This is a genomic window from Janthinobacterium sp. MP5059B, from assembly GCF_001758645.1.
Taxonomy (GTDB): Bacteria; Pseudomonadota; Gammaproteobacteria; order Burkholderiales; family Burkholderiaceae_D; genus Janthinobacterium; species Janthinobacterium lividum.
This window is the reverse complement of the sequence record NZ_LRHX01000011.1, coordinates 71,219-85,976: the sequence shown is the minus strand read 5'-3', so window position 1 is coordinate 85,976 and position 14,758 is coordinate 71,219. Positions and strand designations below refer to the sequence as shown.

The following is a 14,758-nucleotide window of genomic DNA, read 5'->3' as shown; positions in this document are numbered from 1 at the left end:
GCGTTCTACGCCCTTGTGCGGATGGTGGTGTGGAAGCTGGCGGCAAACGGCCGCCCGCGTGTGGTATTAATTGTCGGGCGCCCAGATGGGCAAGCCGGTGAGATCCAGGCCGGCGTCGCGCGTCCACACGGGCAGGCCCGTGGCGTCGGTCGGCTCCAGCAATTCGAGCTGCACTTGCTTCAGCGCCAGTTTGCGCGGGCGCGCGCGGCGCTGTGGCTCCGGCGCCGGCTCTGGCGCATCGTGCGCTGGCGGCGGGCCGAAACCGGGCAAGTCGATGGTGGCGTTGTCTTTTTTATCTCTCATTTGATAACCTCTGTCCCTGGCCTGCGAAGGCCAAGGGGCGGGCAGCATGCTGTCCGCCTATGTCCATACGCTTTAACTTCATCCACAAAACAAAAGCCCGGCTACAGGAGTCGGGCTCATTGTGAATATCATCGGCAGGAAAAGCAGACCTGCGGATTAAAGTGCGGCACGCAGTGTATCACAGGCGTGCCGCATTGTGGGATGCGCTGTTGTTGTGTCAGCGAAAGCTCAGGGCGCCCGTCAAGTCGCCCGGCGGCAGCGCGCCGCGTGACGCAAAGGCGTCATTGCGCACTTTCAGGCCTTCGAGCAGCGGCAAGTCGTGCAGGCGCGTGATCAGGCGCAGGATCGACGTGGTGTCGTAGAAACTGTGGTCGACGGCGCCTTTTTTCGCGTATGGCGAAACGACGATGGCGGGAATGCGCGTGCCAGGACCCCAGCGGTCGCCTTTCGGCGGCGCCACGTGGTCCCACCAGCCGCCGTTTTCATCGAACGTGATCACCACGATCATGTCTTTCCACTGCGGCGACTCCTTCAGATGCTGGATGACGTTGGCCACGTGCTGGTCGCCCGACTCGATGTCCGAATAGCCCGCGTGCAGGTTCAGGTTGCCCTGCGGCTTGTAGAAGGTCACGGCCGGCAGCTTGCCCGCCACGGCGGCGGCGAGGAATTTGTTCGAAATCGGGCTGTCGCCCGTGCCGCCGTCGCGCAGGTGTTCGGCGCGCGCGGCGGTGCCGGGTGCGAACTGCTTGAAGTAGTTCAGCGGCTGGTGGTGGAACTGGAAATTCGGCTTGCTGCCGCCGCCCTTGTGGTCGAGCGCCGCTTGCCAGCCGCCGCCATACCAGGCCCAGCTGACGCCCTTGCGCGACAGCAGGTCGCCGATGGTGTCGTAGGTTTGCGGCGGCAGGGTATTCGCGTCGGCCGGATCGGCGTGCAGCGGGTCGCCGTCGAAGGCGGGGCGGATATAGCTGGGCTGGTATGGCGGTGCCATGGTGTTGACGGCATAGCCGTCCGGCGTGAGGGCGCCGTCATTGACGTATTTCGGCTTGCCGTCGAGCGCGGAGGCGGGGCAGTCGGGCGAGATCGCCAGGCGCACGCCTTGCGGGCCGTCGGACAGCACGGCGATCTTTTTCTTTGCCGCCGTCTCGGCCGCGTTGAAGTATTCGTTGGCCCGGCCCGTGACGAGGAACTGGTGGTTCATGTAGGAGCCGCCGAAGGCCGCCATGAAGAAATTGTCGCACAGTGTGTACTGTTCGGCGATCTGCCACAGGTTCAGGTTTTTCGACGTTTCGCCGTAATGGCCCATCACCAGGCCGCCGCTGTCGGCCCATGCGGCAAAGCCGTCGTTCTTGCCGCCGTTGATCTGCATCTGGTTGTTATAGAAGCGGTGCACGAGGTCGCGCGTGATGATGCTCTCGGGCAGGGGCTTGCCGGCCGCATCGCTCAATTTGTAGGGTGCGTTCGGCAGGCCGGAAATCTGGTCTTCCTTGATCAGGTAATCGATGCCGCCGATATTTTGCTGGTTCGGCACCAGGCCGCCCCAGATTTTCGGCAGGGTAGCCAGCGGCTTGCCGTCGCGGTCCAGCTGCTGCGCCTGTTCGGCCGTGACGGCGGACAGGGGGGCGCTGGTGCCGGGGAAGTTGGCGAACAGGTTGTTGAAGCTGCGATTTTCCAGGTAGATCACGACCACGTTCTTGACGTGCGCCTTGAGTTTCGCGTCGAGCGAGCCTTTGGCGATGGTCTTCCTGGCTGGCGCGGCGTCGGCCAATGCCGGCATGCTGGCGGCCAGGCCGACTGCGGAAGCGGCCTGGAAAATGCGCCGGCGCGAGGGATTGGCGGGTTGGTCGGCCGGATCGGCTGGCAGGGCGGGGGCGAGGTCCTTCACACATTCTCCTTGGGTGTCTCTATGGGCACGGGCGTTGGCGGCAATCGCCGGCAACGCCCGTGAAGCGGGAAAATTGTATCACCGGCTCCGCGCCCCTGTGAACTATTCAGCCGCTCTTAGAACTGATAACGCACCTTCAGCGACACCTTGCGCGCCGGGCCATACATGCCCGAGTACCACCAGTCCGACACGGAAGCCGTGTACTGCTTGTCGAACAGGTTGGCCACGTTCACGGTGGCAGAGAGCTTGTCGCTGACGTCGTAGCGCGCCATCAGGCTGGCCACCGAGTACGCCTTCTGTTCCCAGTGCAGGGTACTGTTGATCTGCCACGCGTCGATGTCGGAATACACGCGGCTTTGCCAGTTCATGCCGCCGCCGATGGTCAGGCGATTTAGCTCGCCGGGCAGGCGGTACGTGGTCCACAGTTTCACCAGGTGGCGCGGGAAGGTGGTCTGGATCGCCTTGCCCTCCGCATTTTCCGTCTGGCTGTACGACCAGGACGCGGCCACATTCCAGTTTGGCGTGAGGGCGCCCGTCGCTTCCAGGTCGATGCCCTTGGTATCTGCGCCCTTGATGGTGCGGAACGCCGGATCGTTGGAGCCGGGCAGGGTGTGGCCCGGGTCCGTTTCAGCCAGGTTTTTCTGGCGGATCAGATACAGCGCGGCGGACGTGTTCAGGCGGCCATCGAACCAGCCGCTCTTGACACCCGCTTCATAGGTCTTGCCTTCGCGCGGCGCCAGCAGCTTGCCGTAGCGGTCTTGCGAGGCTTGCGGCTGGTAGATGGTGGAGTAGCTGGCGTAGGCGCTGTGCGTGGCGTCGATGTCGTATACCAGGCCGCCGTATGGCGTGAAGACGCTGCTGTCCGATGCCGGGGATGCGCTGAAAAATTGCGCCTCAGGCGCGTCCGAGATGTAATTTTCGCTGTAGCGCAGTACTTTTGCGCCGGCGATCAGTTTCAGGCGCTCGGAGAGGCTGAGGCGGCTGGCTGCGTAGGCGCTGGCCTGGCGGCGCGTGCTGTCATAGGTGACGAAGGTATTGCCAAACACGGGCGTTGCCATGCGATTCCAGCGGTACAGGTTGACGGGAGCGCCCTGGATGTCCTTGTCGCGGCGGCCATCCGTCGTGCTTTGGAATTCGTTGTAGTCCATGCCCAGCACCAGTTCGTGCTGGCGGCCGAACGCGTTGAACGGTCCGCGCACATTGACGTCCACGCTGTTGACCTGCAACTGGTAGTCGCGGTAGTCGGCGCTCATGCGCAGGCCATCGCCCGTGGCCTGGTCGGCAAAGGCGGTACTCACGTTCATGAACACGGAGCGCTCTTCCTGCGAAGACTGCACGCGGTTGGCCGAGATTTTCAGCTTCCAGTCGTTTGCCAGCGCGTGTTCCAGGGTGGCGAAGAGGTCGGTCGAATTGGTGCCGAAGCGATTCGACTTGGCCGCCGGGCTGAAGGAGCGGGGCAGCTTGGTCATCGCGCCATTGCTGTAGAACAGGGGAAAGCCCAGGTAGGACAAGGATCCGTTCGAGCGCTTGCGCTGGTGCGTGATGCCGGCTGTCAGCTTCGTATCGGCGGACAGGTCCGCTTCGATCACGCCATACACCACTTTCTTGTCGCGGCTGTAGCCGTCGATGATACCGTCGCCTTCCTCGTACAGCGTCACCAGGCGGCCGCGCACGGTGCGCGCCTCGTTCAGCGGACCCGCGATGTCGGCCATGGCGCGCCGTTCATCGTAGGAACCCAGCTCGCCCTCGACGGACGCCTGGAACTGCGCCGTTGGCTTCTTGCGCACCATGTTGATGGCGCCCGAGGCGTCGCCCGCGCCCGTCATCAGGCCCGAGGCGCCGCGCAATACTTCGATGCGGTCGTACAGCGCCATGTCGGCCAGGCTTTGCGACGGTATCGCATTGAGGCCCAGGTTTTCCGAATGCGTGCTGACGCCATCGAGCTGGTAATTGGTGATCGCATAGCCGCGCGAAGTAAAGCCGGAGCGTTCGCTGCCCAGCGAGAACAGGGTGATGCCCGGCGTTTGCGCCATCACTTGCGCGATGGTGTTCAGGCCCTGGTCCTGCATGCGCTGCTGCGTGATGACGCTGACCGACTGCGGCGTTTCCCGGATCGACAGGCCCAGTGGCGTGGCCGTGGCGATCGATAGGGTGGAGACATACGCGCCCGAGCCTTCGGTGGCATCCTGCTGCGCCTTGACTGACACTTCCGGCATCATCGACAGCGCTTCGCCGCCCGCCGCGGCATCGGCCGGACGCAGGACAAAGCTGCCGTTGGCGCTGCGCTCGGCCTTCAGGCCCGTGCCGCGCAGCACGCCGTTCAGGGCGGCCAGCACGTCGTGGCGGCCGCTCAAGCCTGCGGATGTCTTGCCGCGCGTCTGTTCCGGCGTAAAACTGAGGATGACCCTGGACTGGCTGGCGACCTGGCGCAGCGCCGCCGCCAGGTCGCCGGCCGGCACCTGGAAATCCTGGATGTTCTGGCTGGCCGCTGGCGCTGCCGCGCTTTCCTGCGCCATGGCGGGCGCCCGGGCGTTCAGCAGCAGGGCCGAACCGATGAAGACGAGTTGGATGGCATACGCCATGCGCTTGATGCGCGGCTTGGAATGAATGGCAGGAGACATGGTTACCTTGTGGTGTAGTCGTCAAAAAGAACGTTGCCTACACAGGTCACGCGAGAATCGAAAGCGGCTACCTTTTTTTTCGTTGGCGTCTAAATAAATGTTCAACGCTGCTGGCGCGCCTCGACCTGCACCCAGTAGCGCGTGCGCAGGCGGATATCGACGGGCAGGGAGTCGGGCAGCGACAGCAGCACGGCGTCCAGGTCGGCCAGCGGGAAGACGCCGGAAATGCGCAGGCCGGCGACGGCATCGTCGCAGCCCAGCAAGCCATGGCGGTAGCGGCTCAGTTCATGCAGGAAGTCGCGCAGCGGCATGGCGTCGGCCAGCAGCAAGCCCTGGCGCCAGGCCCAGATGTCGGGCGAGACGGCGTGCGCGGGCAAGAGCTGCCGCGCCGTCATGCCGCCGCCCTGGCCTGCACGGATGAGCAGATTGCCATCGCCATGGCGCGGCATCAGCCGGACGGCGCCTTCCTCGACAGACACGAGAGTGCTGCCGCCGGCCTGGCGCACCGAGTAGCGCGTGCCCAGCGCCTGCGCCTGGCCATGCGCGGTTTCGACGAGGAAGGGGCGGTAGGGCATGCCTGTTTCGCGGGCGGTGGCGATGAAGACTTCGCCCTGCACCAATTGCAGCAGGCGCTGCGTGCCGCTAAAGCGGATATTCACGGCGCTGCCGCTGTTCAGGTGCAAACGGCTGCCGTCGGGCAGGGTCAGCTCGCGGCGCTCACCCACGCCCGTGGACAGGTCGGCCAGCGCGGCGCGGGCCATGTCGGGTGCATATTCCGAGCGTGCGCCGAACCAGCCCGTAAGGCCGATGGCCGATACCCACGCCAGCAACTGCAGGCTGTTGCGGCGCGAGATCGGCGAGGCGAGGCGGGAGCGCTGTGTCAGCGCCTTGCGGCTGGCCTGCGCATCGAGTTCGCGCAAGCCGCCGCTGACGCTTTCGATGTGTTTCCACGCCCGCTCATGGTCGGGATGCGCCTGGCGCCACTGCTGCCAGGCCGTTTTTTCCGCCGGCGTGGTTGCGCCGCTCATCAGGGTGGCCAGCCATTCGGCCGCCTGCATGGCGATCGCCAGGTCGATGGGCTGGCCCTGTGCGTAGACGGTGGCGCCGCGCATGTCAGGACGCGGCAAAATCGGGCACGGCAAAAAAGCACAGCAGATTGGCCTTGCTCAGGTATTTTTTGACGGAATGCGTGGTGGTGCCCAGTTCGGCGGCGATCTCGGCATAGGTCATGCCGTCCAGGTGGGCCAGCAGGAAGGCGGCCTTGGCCTTGGCGGAGAGCTGGTCCAGCGCGCGGTCGACCCGTTGCAGCGATTCGAGCAGGATGGACATCGCTTCCGGCGAAGGCGTGCAGGCTTGCGGCTGGTGTAGCAGTGCGTCGAGGTAGGCCCGTTCGAGCTCTTCGCGCCGGCAGTGATTGGCCAGCAGGCGCTTGGCGATGGTGGCCAGGAAAGGGCGCGGCTGCGCGATCCCGGCACTGCTGCGCGCAACGAAGATCTTGATGAAGGTATCCTGCGCCAGGTCGCCCGCCAGCCCCGCATCGTGCAGGCGGCGTTTCAGCCAGTGCAGCAGCCAGGAGTGGTGCTCGGCATACAGGGCCTGGAAATCGGATGGCGGGGAAGGGGCGGACAGCATGCGTACAGTCTGGTTTAATCTAAATGAGAATTGTTCTCATAATAGCGTAGCGGCGCGCACCCGGCAATCAGCAAAACGCGGCGTTGCTGAAATGCGACTGCGTGTCCGGACCGCGCGCGGCGGCGGATTTGCGCTGCCGCACGGCAGATGTAAAAGTTTCCTTGGCGCAAGCTTTCATGTGAGAAAATGCGGGCTGTCGATGTGGTGCGGAGCGGAGCGAAAAATGATGTGGATGGTTGGCGGTGCCCTGGTTCTCCTGGTCGCCAGATTCTTATGGTTGGCCTACTTTCACCGGGTCAACGCGATGTCGCGCCAGGCGGAGTTGATGAACTGGCTCGACATCGGCCGGGTGTCGAATGCCGATGGCGGCAAGGATATTTTGTTGGCGAGAAACGAGCGCGGCGCCAGGATCGACTGGCGCACGGGCGAGGTCTGGCTGATGAATCCGAAGGTGGCCGAGCCGTTCGCCGATTTCCTCGCCGTCGAGCGCTGGCTGACTTTGCGCGACATGCCGGCGGCGGACAAGCCGGCCGCAGCGGCGCCTGCACCCGCGGAGCCGGAACCGGAAGCGGCGCCGGATGCTGGCCCCGTGCGCGATACCTTGCCGGCCTTCCAGCAAAAGGTCGATGCTTGCCTGGCCAAGGCGGAGGGCGGCCAGGAGTTGCTGGAAACGAAGCAGGCTTTCGAGGCGGGCAGCGAGCCTTACCTCGAGGCGTCGACGGAACTGAGCAAGACGGCGCTGGAGCTCGAAGTGTCGCCGGCGATGGTGGCCACGTTTCATATCAGCGCGTTTGCCGCCCTGGCCGAAACGGCGGGAGCCGACAAGCTGGAACGAGTGGCGGCCAGCCTGCACGCGGCGGCCAGGCAGATCAGGGCCAGCGTCACCGCGTAAAGGCGGGACAGGGCAGGCGGCAGGCATGAATGAAAAAACCGCTGCATCCCTTGCGGGAGTCAGCGGTTTTTATGTATTGGTTGCGGGGACAGGATTTGAACCTGTGACCTTCGGGTTATGAGCCCGACGAGCTGCCAGACTGCTCCACCCCGCAGGCGAATTATATACGAGTTTGCTGCATTGCGGGAATGATCTTTGTCAGGCCTGCCGCATCGCTTACTGTTGCTTGAAAACCGTGGCCGTTCCCTGGCGTGTAAACGGCGTGCCCATATGGACTTTCTTGCCGCGCAGTTCGTATGGCAGAAAGGTGATGATTGAATAGCCATCGCGATGGTCGAGCGCTACGGCTATTGCATCTGATTGTTTGCCGGACGAGGGCAGGGGGACGGTGGCGTCATACACGAGGGCGGTTGTCTTGTATTCGCCGTCGACGGCGCCTTGCACCAGGGCTTCCTGTATCAGCTTGATGATGTCGGCCGGCAGTAGCGACATCGCAGCTGTGCTTGCGGGCATGAGGACGAATTTGTCGGCCTGCTTCAGGGCCGCGCCGAGCGGGAGGAAATGGCCTTGCTTTTCAAGTTGTAGCTTGGCCAAAGGAACGACGAACTCTTGCAGATATTCGGTATCCCGCTGCGCTTGGGATTGGGCTTGTGCCGTGGCGGAAAAGCACAGGACGGCAAGCAGGGTGACAGTGCGGCAGGCTTTCAAGGCGTGGCCCTTGTACATTTAAAGTTTCAATTTAACATGATTGTACAATGGGCGAGAATGAAAAAGCCGCTGATCCCTTTGCAAGAATCAGCGGCTTTCATATATTGGTTGCGGGGACAGGATTTGAACCTGTGACCTTCGGGTTATGAGCCCGACGAGCTGCCAGACTGCTCCACCCCGCAGGCGAATTATAGCGGGGTTTGCTGCAATGCGCAATGGCCGGGTTTCAAACCCTGGATTACGCTGCCGCCAGGCGCCACAGCGAGGTGATTTCCTTCGAGCGGGCCGCGTGCAGGCTGTCGGTGGCGTCCTGCGCGCGCGGGTGCGTGGGTTTCACGTCCAGGCGGTCGATGACTTTCAAGCCCGCCTGTTCTATCCACTCCAGCAATTGCGCGCGCGGGCGCAGGCCCAGGTGCTCGGCCAGGTCCGATAAAATCAGCCAGCCTTCGCCGTTTGCTTCCAGGTGCCCGGCCAGGCCGGCGAGGAAACCGCGCAGCATGCGGCTGTCCGGATCGTAGACGGCGTATTCGATCGGCGAGCTTGGGCGCGCCGGCAGCCAGGGCGGATTGCACACGATGAGCGGCGCGCGGCCGGCGGGGAACAGGTCCGCTTGCAGCACGTCGACCTTGTCAAGCAAATCGAGGCGGGCCAGATTTTCGCGCGCGCAGGACAGGGCGCGCGGGTCCTGGTCGGTGGCGACGATGCGTTCAATGCCGCGCTGCGCCAGCACGGCGGCCAGCACGCCCGTGCCGGTGCCGATATCGAAGGCCAGCTTGGCGCGCGCAGGCAGCGGCGCTTCCGCCAGCAGGCCCACGTATTCGCCGCGGATCGGCGCGAAAACGCCGTAATGCGGGTGGATGCGCTGGCCCAGGGCCGGCAGTTCCACGCCCGTGCGGCGCCATTCGTGCGCGCCGATCAGGCCCAGCAATTCACGCAGCGAGGCGATAAACGGTTCTTCGCCGCGGCCATACGCTTCATTGCACGCCAGTTTCACGTCCGGCGCGCGGCGCAGCGGAATCGTGTAGTCGGCGTCGAAAGGCAGCAGCAGCATGGCCAGGGTACGGGCGCGCTGCGACTGGGCCTGGCGGTGCAAGTGGAAGGCTTCCGTGGCGGACGGTTCGGGTTTCGTCAGCTTGGCGGCCTTGGCCTTCTTGCTCGGTTTGTCGTTCTTGTGGTCGGCGCGCCGCGCCAGCGCCTGCAGCAGCTGGCGCGCGTTCTGGAAGTCGCCGCGCCAAAGCATGGCCGTGCCTTCGCAGGCCAGGCGGTAAGCCTGGTCGGCCGTCGTGCGGTCATCGGCGATGACGACGCGCTTGGGCGACGGCATGCCGCTTTCCGAGCGCCAGCGGGCCGAATGCTCGGCGCCGTTTTCGCTCCAGTGGATCTGCGGATGAACGGTAGGTGAAGAAGTGTCGGACATGGGATTCAATCGATAGAAGGTGGCGCGCGGCATGGTCGCCTGCGCAGGCCGTCTTCCATTATACGTTGCTGGCCGTGCTGTTTGCCGTGTCCGTGCCATAGGCGAGTGCCAGCGCGCGGGCGCGCGCCTGCTCTTCCGGCGTGGCATCCACGGCTTTCCTGTCGGCTTTGGCGGTCTCAGCGACTTGGTCCGGCTGCACCAGCTTGAGCAAGCGCAAGCTCAGGCTGCCTGCCAGGCCGTCATCCTTGCCGCTGGCGCTGGCGCCATCGGACGTGCCCTGGTAGAGATTGCTTTGCAATTGCTGGCCCAGCAGCTTGAACAGGTCGTGCAGATTGCCGCCAAAGTGCGTGGCGGGCAACTCTTTCGCCGGCAGCTGTGCGTCATCGGCGGAGCCTGCTTCCTCGGCGGCATTCTGCGTTTGCTCAAGGACGCCCGCGCTGATGTTCGATTGATATTGCACTTCCACTTCGAAGTCGAAGGTCTGACCATCGGCCGTCGTGATCTTGCCCTTGCCGATGAAGTGCGCGTTTTCATCGAGGCTGAAGGCGGCCGCGTGGCTGCTGCCGTTGGCGCCCGAGACGCTGGCGCTGCCACTGCTGAAGCTGGAACCGGCCTGCAGGTCGACGGAATCGAAGGCGACCGTGGCGCCGTCGCCGAACAGCTGGCGCGTCATGGTGGAGAGGAAATCCTGCGCCACGTCGACGGTGGCGTTGCCCAGCGCATCGGTCCGTTGCGACAATCCCTTGGCCGACAGGTCCAGGCCATTTTTTGACAGCGCCACCACATCTTGCGCCGTGCGCTGCATCAGGGGCGAAGCGGCCAGGCCCGTGGCGCTGCTGCCCGTGCGGGACGGCTGCTGGCCAGCCAGCGTATTCGAGGCGGGTTGACGGCTGGCAAGGGCGGGGAGCTGGGACATGGTCGGTTCAAATGGGGAGGATAGTCGAATTAACGGCAATATCGCCCCATTCTTTAACCATCAGTGGTGGTGCGACCAGCTACCGTCTGCCGACTCCAGATAGGATTTGACGGCATCGGCCTGGCCCGTGGCGTGACGCTTGAGTTCGCCGCATGCGCAAATGCCCTGGTACGGCTGGATATGCGAGCAGGCGGAGACTTTTTGCAGGTAAACCTGCATGGATTTGTGACATTTTACGCACTTGAAGGTGAGGCTGCGGGCGGCTTTCATGGGTTCCTTGAACTGTTGCGGGGCGTAGAGTTCGTCTACGCGAAGGCGGCGATTTTAACGCACTCCGGCCATCGTTACACGTTGTTGCATCTGCGCCACGCGCACGTCAACTGAATCCGCGCCATGACGTTGAGCGTATATAGGAGGTCGTCTGACCGCCATTGAAGAGGTAGCACCATGGACAAGCATGACAAGGAAAAGCCTGTACAGCCCGCCAAGGAGCTGGTCAGGAAGTGGCTGAAAGCGGAGCTGGAACAGCGCCGGCCCCCGCCCGACCCCGAGCAGATCCGCCGCGAACTGGGCTGGGATATGCTCAGACTGTGCCGGGAGCCGGCCAGCCGCTAGTGACTCAGCGCACCGTCACCACGCTCTTGCCGCCGGACCCAGGCTGCACGAGGATGCGGGTGGCGATGCGCTCCGTCATTTCCTGTACGTGCGAGATGACGCCCACCTTGCGGCCCATGGCTTGCAAGCCGTCGAGCGCATCCATGGCCACGCGCAGGGTTTCCGTATCCAGGCTGCCGAAGCCCTCGTCGATGAACAGCGATTCCACGCGCACGCGGTTCGAGGACAGCGAGGCCAGGCCCAGCGCCAGGGCCAGCGAGACGAGGAACGATTCGCCGCCCGACAGCGAGTGCACGGAGCGCAGCTCGCCGCCCATGTCCTGGTCGCGCACCATCAGGCCCAGCGACGGATTGTTCGGGTTGTCGATGCGTTCAAGCTGGTAGCGGCGCGCCAGGTGGTTCAGGTGTGCATTGGCATAGCCCAGCAGCACTTCCAGCGTGAATTGCTGTGCATAGTTGCGGAATTTCTTGCCGTCGGCCGAGCCGATCAATTCATTCAGGCTGGCCCAGCGCCGCTCGATGACGGCTTGCGCCTCGATCTGCGCCAGCATAGCTTGCGCGCTGTGGCGCCGCGCATCGTCCTGCGCGATGGCCAGGCGCAGGCGCGTCGCTTCCTGGTTGGCCGCCTGACGATCGGCGCCAAGCGCGTCGAGCGCCGCCTGCAGCGCGGCCTCGTCCGTTTCCAGCGCTTCCGGTGGCCGTTCCAGATGGTCCGCATGCCGCTGCCGGCGTTCGGCCAGCACGGAAACGGCCGCCGTGTGGCGGTCGGCGATCATCTGCAGGGCGTCGCGCTCGGCGCGCATGGCGTCCGGCGCGATGGCCAGGCGCGCGCGCAGCTCGTCGAGCGTGGCGGGCGCATGGCCGGAGTGACGCTGCCGGAACTGCTGCAGCCAATCGTGCAGGACGGCGGTGGCGCCGCGTTCCTGTTCATGCAGGGCGGCCAGGCGCTGCGACAACTGCACGCATGCTTCATCGAGGCGCGCGCGCTGCTGGCTGGCCGACTGCGCCGCCGTTTGCTGCTGGGCCAGCAGCTCCTTGGCCTGCGCGATGGCGCCAGCCAGGCTGTGTTCCACCTCGGCCACGTTCTGGCCCTGCCATAGCGCGTTGCGCTCCGTTTGCAGTGTCGTGCGCTGTTTGTCGGCGGCAGCAAAGGCGGCGTGGGTTTCCTGCGCCGTGTGCCGTGCCTTGCCGGCGGCCAGCAACGCCGCTTCCAGTTGCGCGGCCAGGGTCGCCAGCGCGTGACCGCGATTGTCCTGGTCCGCCTGCTGTTTCATCCATTGCCGGCTTTCCGTTTCGCGCGCCGTACGGAAGTCGGCGGGGCCGGCGCGCCAGTTGTCCTTCCAGCCTTCGGCGCCTTCCACGTCGGCAAACGCGGTATCGAGCTGCGCCAGCAAGCCGTCAAGCGCGCTGCGCGACGTTTCCGCCTTGTCCACGCTGGCCGCCTGCTGCGCCTGCAACTGCGCCAGCCGTGTCTGCGTTTCGGCGACGGCGCTTGTGCAGCGCGCGTGTTCGGCGCCGGCCAGTTCGTGCGCCGCCTGCGCCTGCTCGCGCCGCGCGCTGGCCTGGCGCAGCGCCGCCTCCTGCTGCGCCAGCGCCTGCAGGGCTGCCGTATTGGCCGTCAACTGCTGCGCGAACCAGTGCGCGCGCTGGTTTTCCGGCGGCAGATGCAGGGTATCGGCATGCGGCTGCCATTGCGCGTGCAGGCTGGCGATGGCGGGCGGCAGGGCCGCCAGTTCGGCATCCGTCTGCGCCTGTTCGCGCGCGGTCGCGGCCAGCGCCGCCCTGTGCGTGGCCAGTTGCTCCAGATTGCCGCGCGCCTGTGCGCGGCAAGCCAGTACGTCATCCTGCAAGCTGGCCAGCATCGCCTGCAAAGCGTGATCGGCGTGGCTGTACGGGTGTTCCAGGGCACCGCAGACGGGGCAGGGCTGCTCGTCCTGCAAGGTGGCGCGCAGCTGCTCGACGCTGGCCGCGCATGCCGCTTCCGCGCCTTTCAGGGATTTTTCCGCCTGCGCCAGGCTCGCTTCCAGCAGCGCTGTTTGTGCCGCCGCCGCGGCCAGCGCCGCGTTTTCCGTCTGCGCGGCCTGCGCCAGCTGGGCGGCCCTCGCTTGTCCATGCGCCAGCGCCTGCTGCTGGCGCGCCAGCTCCGTCCACGTCTTTTCCGCCGCATTCAACTGGCGCGCATGGTTTTCCAGCTGTCCGCGCTGTTCCTGCAGCAGCTGTCCGTCGATGGCTTGCACGGCGGCCAGCGCTTCGCGCCGCTGCCCATCGTGCTCGGCGAGCGTGGCGGCGGCGGCCGTCAATGCGGCTTGCGCCGCGTGGCCCGCGTTGGTTGCCGCGCGCACCAGCTGCGCCGCTTCGGCAGCCTTGGCGTCGGCCGCATCGGCTTGCGCGGCAGCCTGGCCGGCCTGGGCGAACAGCTGGTCCGACAATTGCCACGACGTGGCCAGCGCTTGCCAATGCTGGTGCGATGCCAGCCACAGGCGGCCCGTTTCCTGCTCCGCCTGCATGGCGTGCTGGCCTTGCTGCAGATCGTGCAAGGTGGCGCGCGCCGTCTCGTTGGCCTGGTCTGCCGCCAGTGCCGCCTCCCTGGCCTGGCGGTGCGCGGGCAAGTGGGCGGCAATGCCGGCATCGAGCGCCTTGGCGGCATCGAGCCGGGGTGCCGCGTCGCGCTGCGCCGCTTCCCTGGCCTGCAAGGCCGCTGCCGCTTGCTGCACGCCGGCAGCCAGTTGCGCCTCGCTGGCCACGGCTTGCGCCGCCTGCGCGCGCGCCGTTTCCAGCGCGGCGCCGCTGCTGGCGATATCGCTCGCCAGGCGCGCCACGTCATCGACGAAGGGGCGCGCCGGCTGCAGCAATTCCCACTGCGCCAGCGCCGTGCGGCGCTCTTCGGCAGCGGCCCGTTCGGCATCCGCGTTATCGAGCGCCTCTTGCGTCGCCGCTATCTGGCTTTGCAGCTTGTGCGTTTCCTGGTGCCAGCGCTGCTGCAGTTCCAGCACCGCCTTGCGCAAGTCGATGGTTTGCAGGGTGGTCTCGGCCGCGCTGCACAGGGCCTCGGTATCGGTACGTTCTTCCGGCGACAAGGGCCGCTGGTCGGCCAGTTTTTCGCCCAGGCGTTCGAGGACCTGCTTTTCTTTTTTTGCCCGCTCGAAGGCGCGCATGGAAATGTCGGTATAGATGCTGCTGCCCGTCAGGGTTTCCAGCAACTCTCCCCGTTCATTGTCTTCCGTCTTGAGGAAGGTGGAAAACTCGTTTTGCGCCAGCAGCACGGCGCGCGTAAACTGGTCGAACGACAGGCCGATGCGCTTTTCGATCTCTTCCTTGACTTCCGTCTTGGTGCCACCGATGGGCTGCAGCGCTGGCAGCTGGTGCAAGCTCATGGCGGTCGCCTGCAGCGCGCCTTCGGCTTTGGTGCGCGAACGGCGCACGCTCCAGCGCGCGCGGTAGCTTGCGCCATCGTTGCCGACGAAGTCCACTTGCGCGTAGCCGTCCGGCGTGCCGCGCCGCAGCAGGGTGCGCGTATCCTGGGCGTTGACGGTTTCCTTGCCCACGTCGGGCAGGGCGCTGCCCCGGCCCAGCACTTTCAGCAGGCGCGGCGTGGCGTCGTACAGGGCCAGGCACAGGGCATCGAGCAGGGTGCTCTTGCCCGCGCCCGTGGGCCCGCTGATGGCGAACAGGCCGGAAGACGCGAGCGGCTCCTGCTGGAAGTCGACTTCAAATTCGCCGGCCAGCGAGGCCAGGTTCTTGCCGCTGATTTTCAGTATTTTCATGGTTCTTCA

12 protein-coding genes and 2 tRNA genes are annotated in these 14,758 nt (G+C 65.4%); 2 read left to right on the top strand and 12 right to left on the bottom strand.

Translation table 11 applies throughout. The features are described 5' to 3' along the window. Window positions 1-66: 66 nt before the first annotated feature. The 5 genes from JAB1_RS14980 to JAB1_RS14960 form a co-directional block, all read right to left on the bottom strand. On the bottom strand, window positions 67-303 hold the full coding sequence (locus JAB1_RS14980; protein ID WP_070280464.1) for a hypothetical protein: 237 nt from the start codon (window positions 301-303) through the stop codon (window positions 67-69). 217 nt (window positions 304-520) lie between these two features. Next, window positions 521-2,185 carry an acid phosphatase gene (locus JAB1_RS14975; protein WP_070280463.1) on the bottom strand — a complete coding sequence of 555 codons (1,665 nt, stop codon included), beginning with the start codon at window positions 2,183-2,185 and terminating at the stop codon, window positions 521-523. Between the two features lie 116 nt (window positions 2,186-2,301). Further along, window positions 2,302-4,806 carry a TonB-dependent receptor gene (locus JAB1_RS14970; protein ID WP_070280462.1) on the bottom strand — a complete coding sequence of 835 codons (2,505 nt, stop codon included), beginning with the start codon at window positions 4,804-4,806 and terminating at the stop codon, window positions 2,302-2,304. 101 nt (window positions 4,807-4,907) lie between these two features. Further along, window positions 4,908-5,918, bottom strand: a complete 1,011-nt coding sequence (locus tag JAB1_RS14965) for a FecR domain-containing protein (RefSeq protein ID WP_070280461.1) — start codon at window positions 5,916-5,918, stop codon at window positions 4,908-4,910. A 1-nt stretch (window position 5,919) separates the two neighbouring features. Then, a complete protein-coding gene (locus JAB1_RS14960; RefSeq protein ID WP_034778088.1) occupies window positions 5,920-6,438 on the bottom strand; it encodes a sigma-70 family RNA polymerase sigma factor in 519 nt (172 codons plus the stop codon). Window positions 6,439-6,763: 325 nt separating this feature from the next. Between JAB1_RS14960 and JAB1_RS14955 the strand changes: the two genes are divergently transcribed. Continuing rightward, window positions 6,764-7,330, top strand: a complete 567-nt coding sequence (locus JAB1_RS14955; RefSeq protein WP_070280460.1) for a hypothetical protein — start codon at window positions 6,764-6,766, stop codon at window positions 7,328-7,330. A gap of 77 nt (window positions 7,331-7,407) precedes the next feature. Here the strand turns inward: JAB1_RS14955 and JAB1_RS14950 are convergent. The 6 genes from JAB1_RS14950 to JAB1_RS14925 form a co-directional block, all read right to left on the bottom strand. Further along, window positions 7,408-7,484: transfer RNA gene (locus JAB1_RS14950), tRNA-Met, on the bottom strand. A 62-nt stretch (window positions 7,485-7,546) separates the two neighbouring features. Then, window positions 7,547-8,056, bottom strand: a complete 510-nt coding sequence (locus tag JAB1_RS14945) for a hypothetical protein (RefSeq protein WP_034787770.1) — start codon at window positions 8,054-8,056, stop codon at window positions 7,547-7,549. 87 nt (window positions 8,057-8,143) lie between these two features. After that, window positions 8,144-8,220, bottom strand: a tRNA-Met gene (locus JAB1_RS14940). Between the two features lie 56 nt (window positions 8,221-8,276). Continuing rightward, window positions 8,277-9,455 (bottom strand): class I SAM-dependent methyltransferase, encoded by a 1,179-nt coding sequence (locus tag JAB1_RS14935; RefSeq protein WP_070280459.1) that lies wholly within the window; start codon window positions 9,453-9,455, stop codon window positions 8,277-8,279. A gap of 58 nt (window positions 9,456-9,513) precedes the next feature. Then, a complete protein-coding gene (locus tag JAB1_RS14930) occupies window positions 9,514-10,371 on the bottom strand; it encodes a hypothetical protein (protein ID WP_070280458.1) in 858 nt (285 codons plus the stop codon). Between the two features lie 60 nt (window positions 10,372-10,431). Then, the gene (locus JAB1_RS14925; RefSeq protein WP_034755039.1) at window positions 10,432-10,641 is read right to left on the bottom strand and encodes a hypothetical protein; all 210 of its coding nucleotides are present in this window, start codon (window positions 10,639-10,641) and stop codon (window positions 10,432-10,434) included. Window positions 10,642-10,818: 177 nt separating this feature from the next. On the opposite strand from JAB1_RS14925, the gene JAB1_RS29945 reads away from it, so the two are divergent. Further along, a complete protein-coding gene (locus tag JAB1_RS29945) occupies window positions 10,819-10,986 on the top strand; it encodes a hypothetical protein (RefSeq protein ID WP_162835746.1) in 168 nt (55 codons plus the stop codon). A gap of 4 nt (window positions 10,987-10,990) precedes the next feature. On the opposite strand, the gene JAB1_RS14920 is transcribed toward JAB1_RS29945, so the two are convergent. Further along, the gene (locus JAB1_RS14920) at window positions 10,991-14,749 is read right to left on the bottom strand and encodes an AAA family ATPase (protein WP_070280457.1); all 3,759 of its coding nucleotides are present in this window, start codon (window positions 14,747-14,749) and stop codon (window positions 10,991-10,993) included. Between the last annotated feature and the right edge of the window lie 9 nt (window positions 14,750-14,758).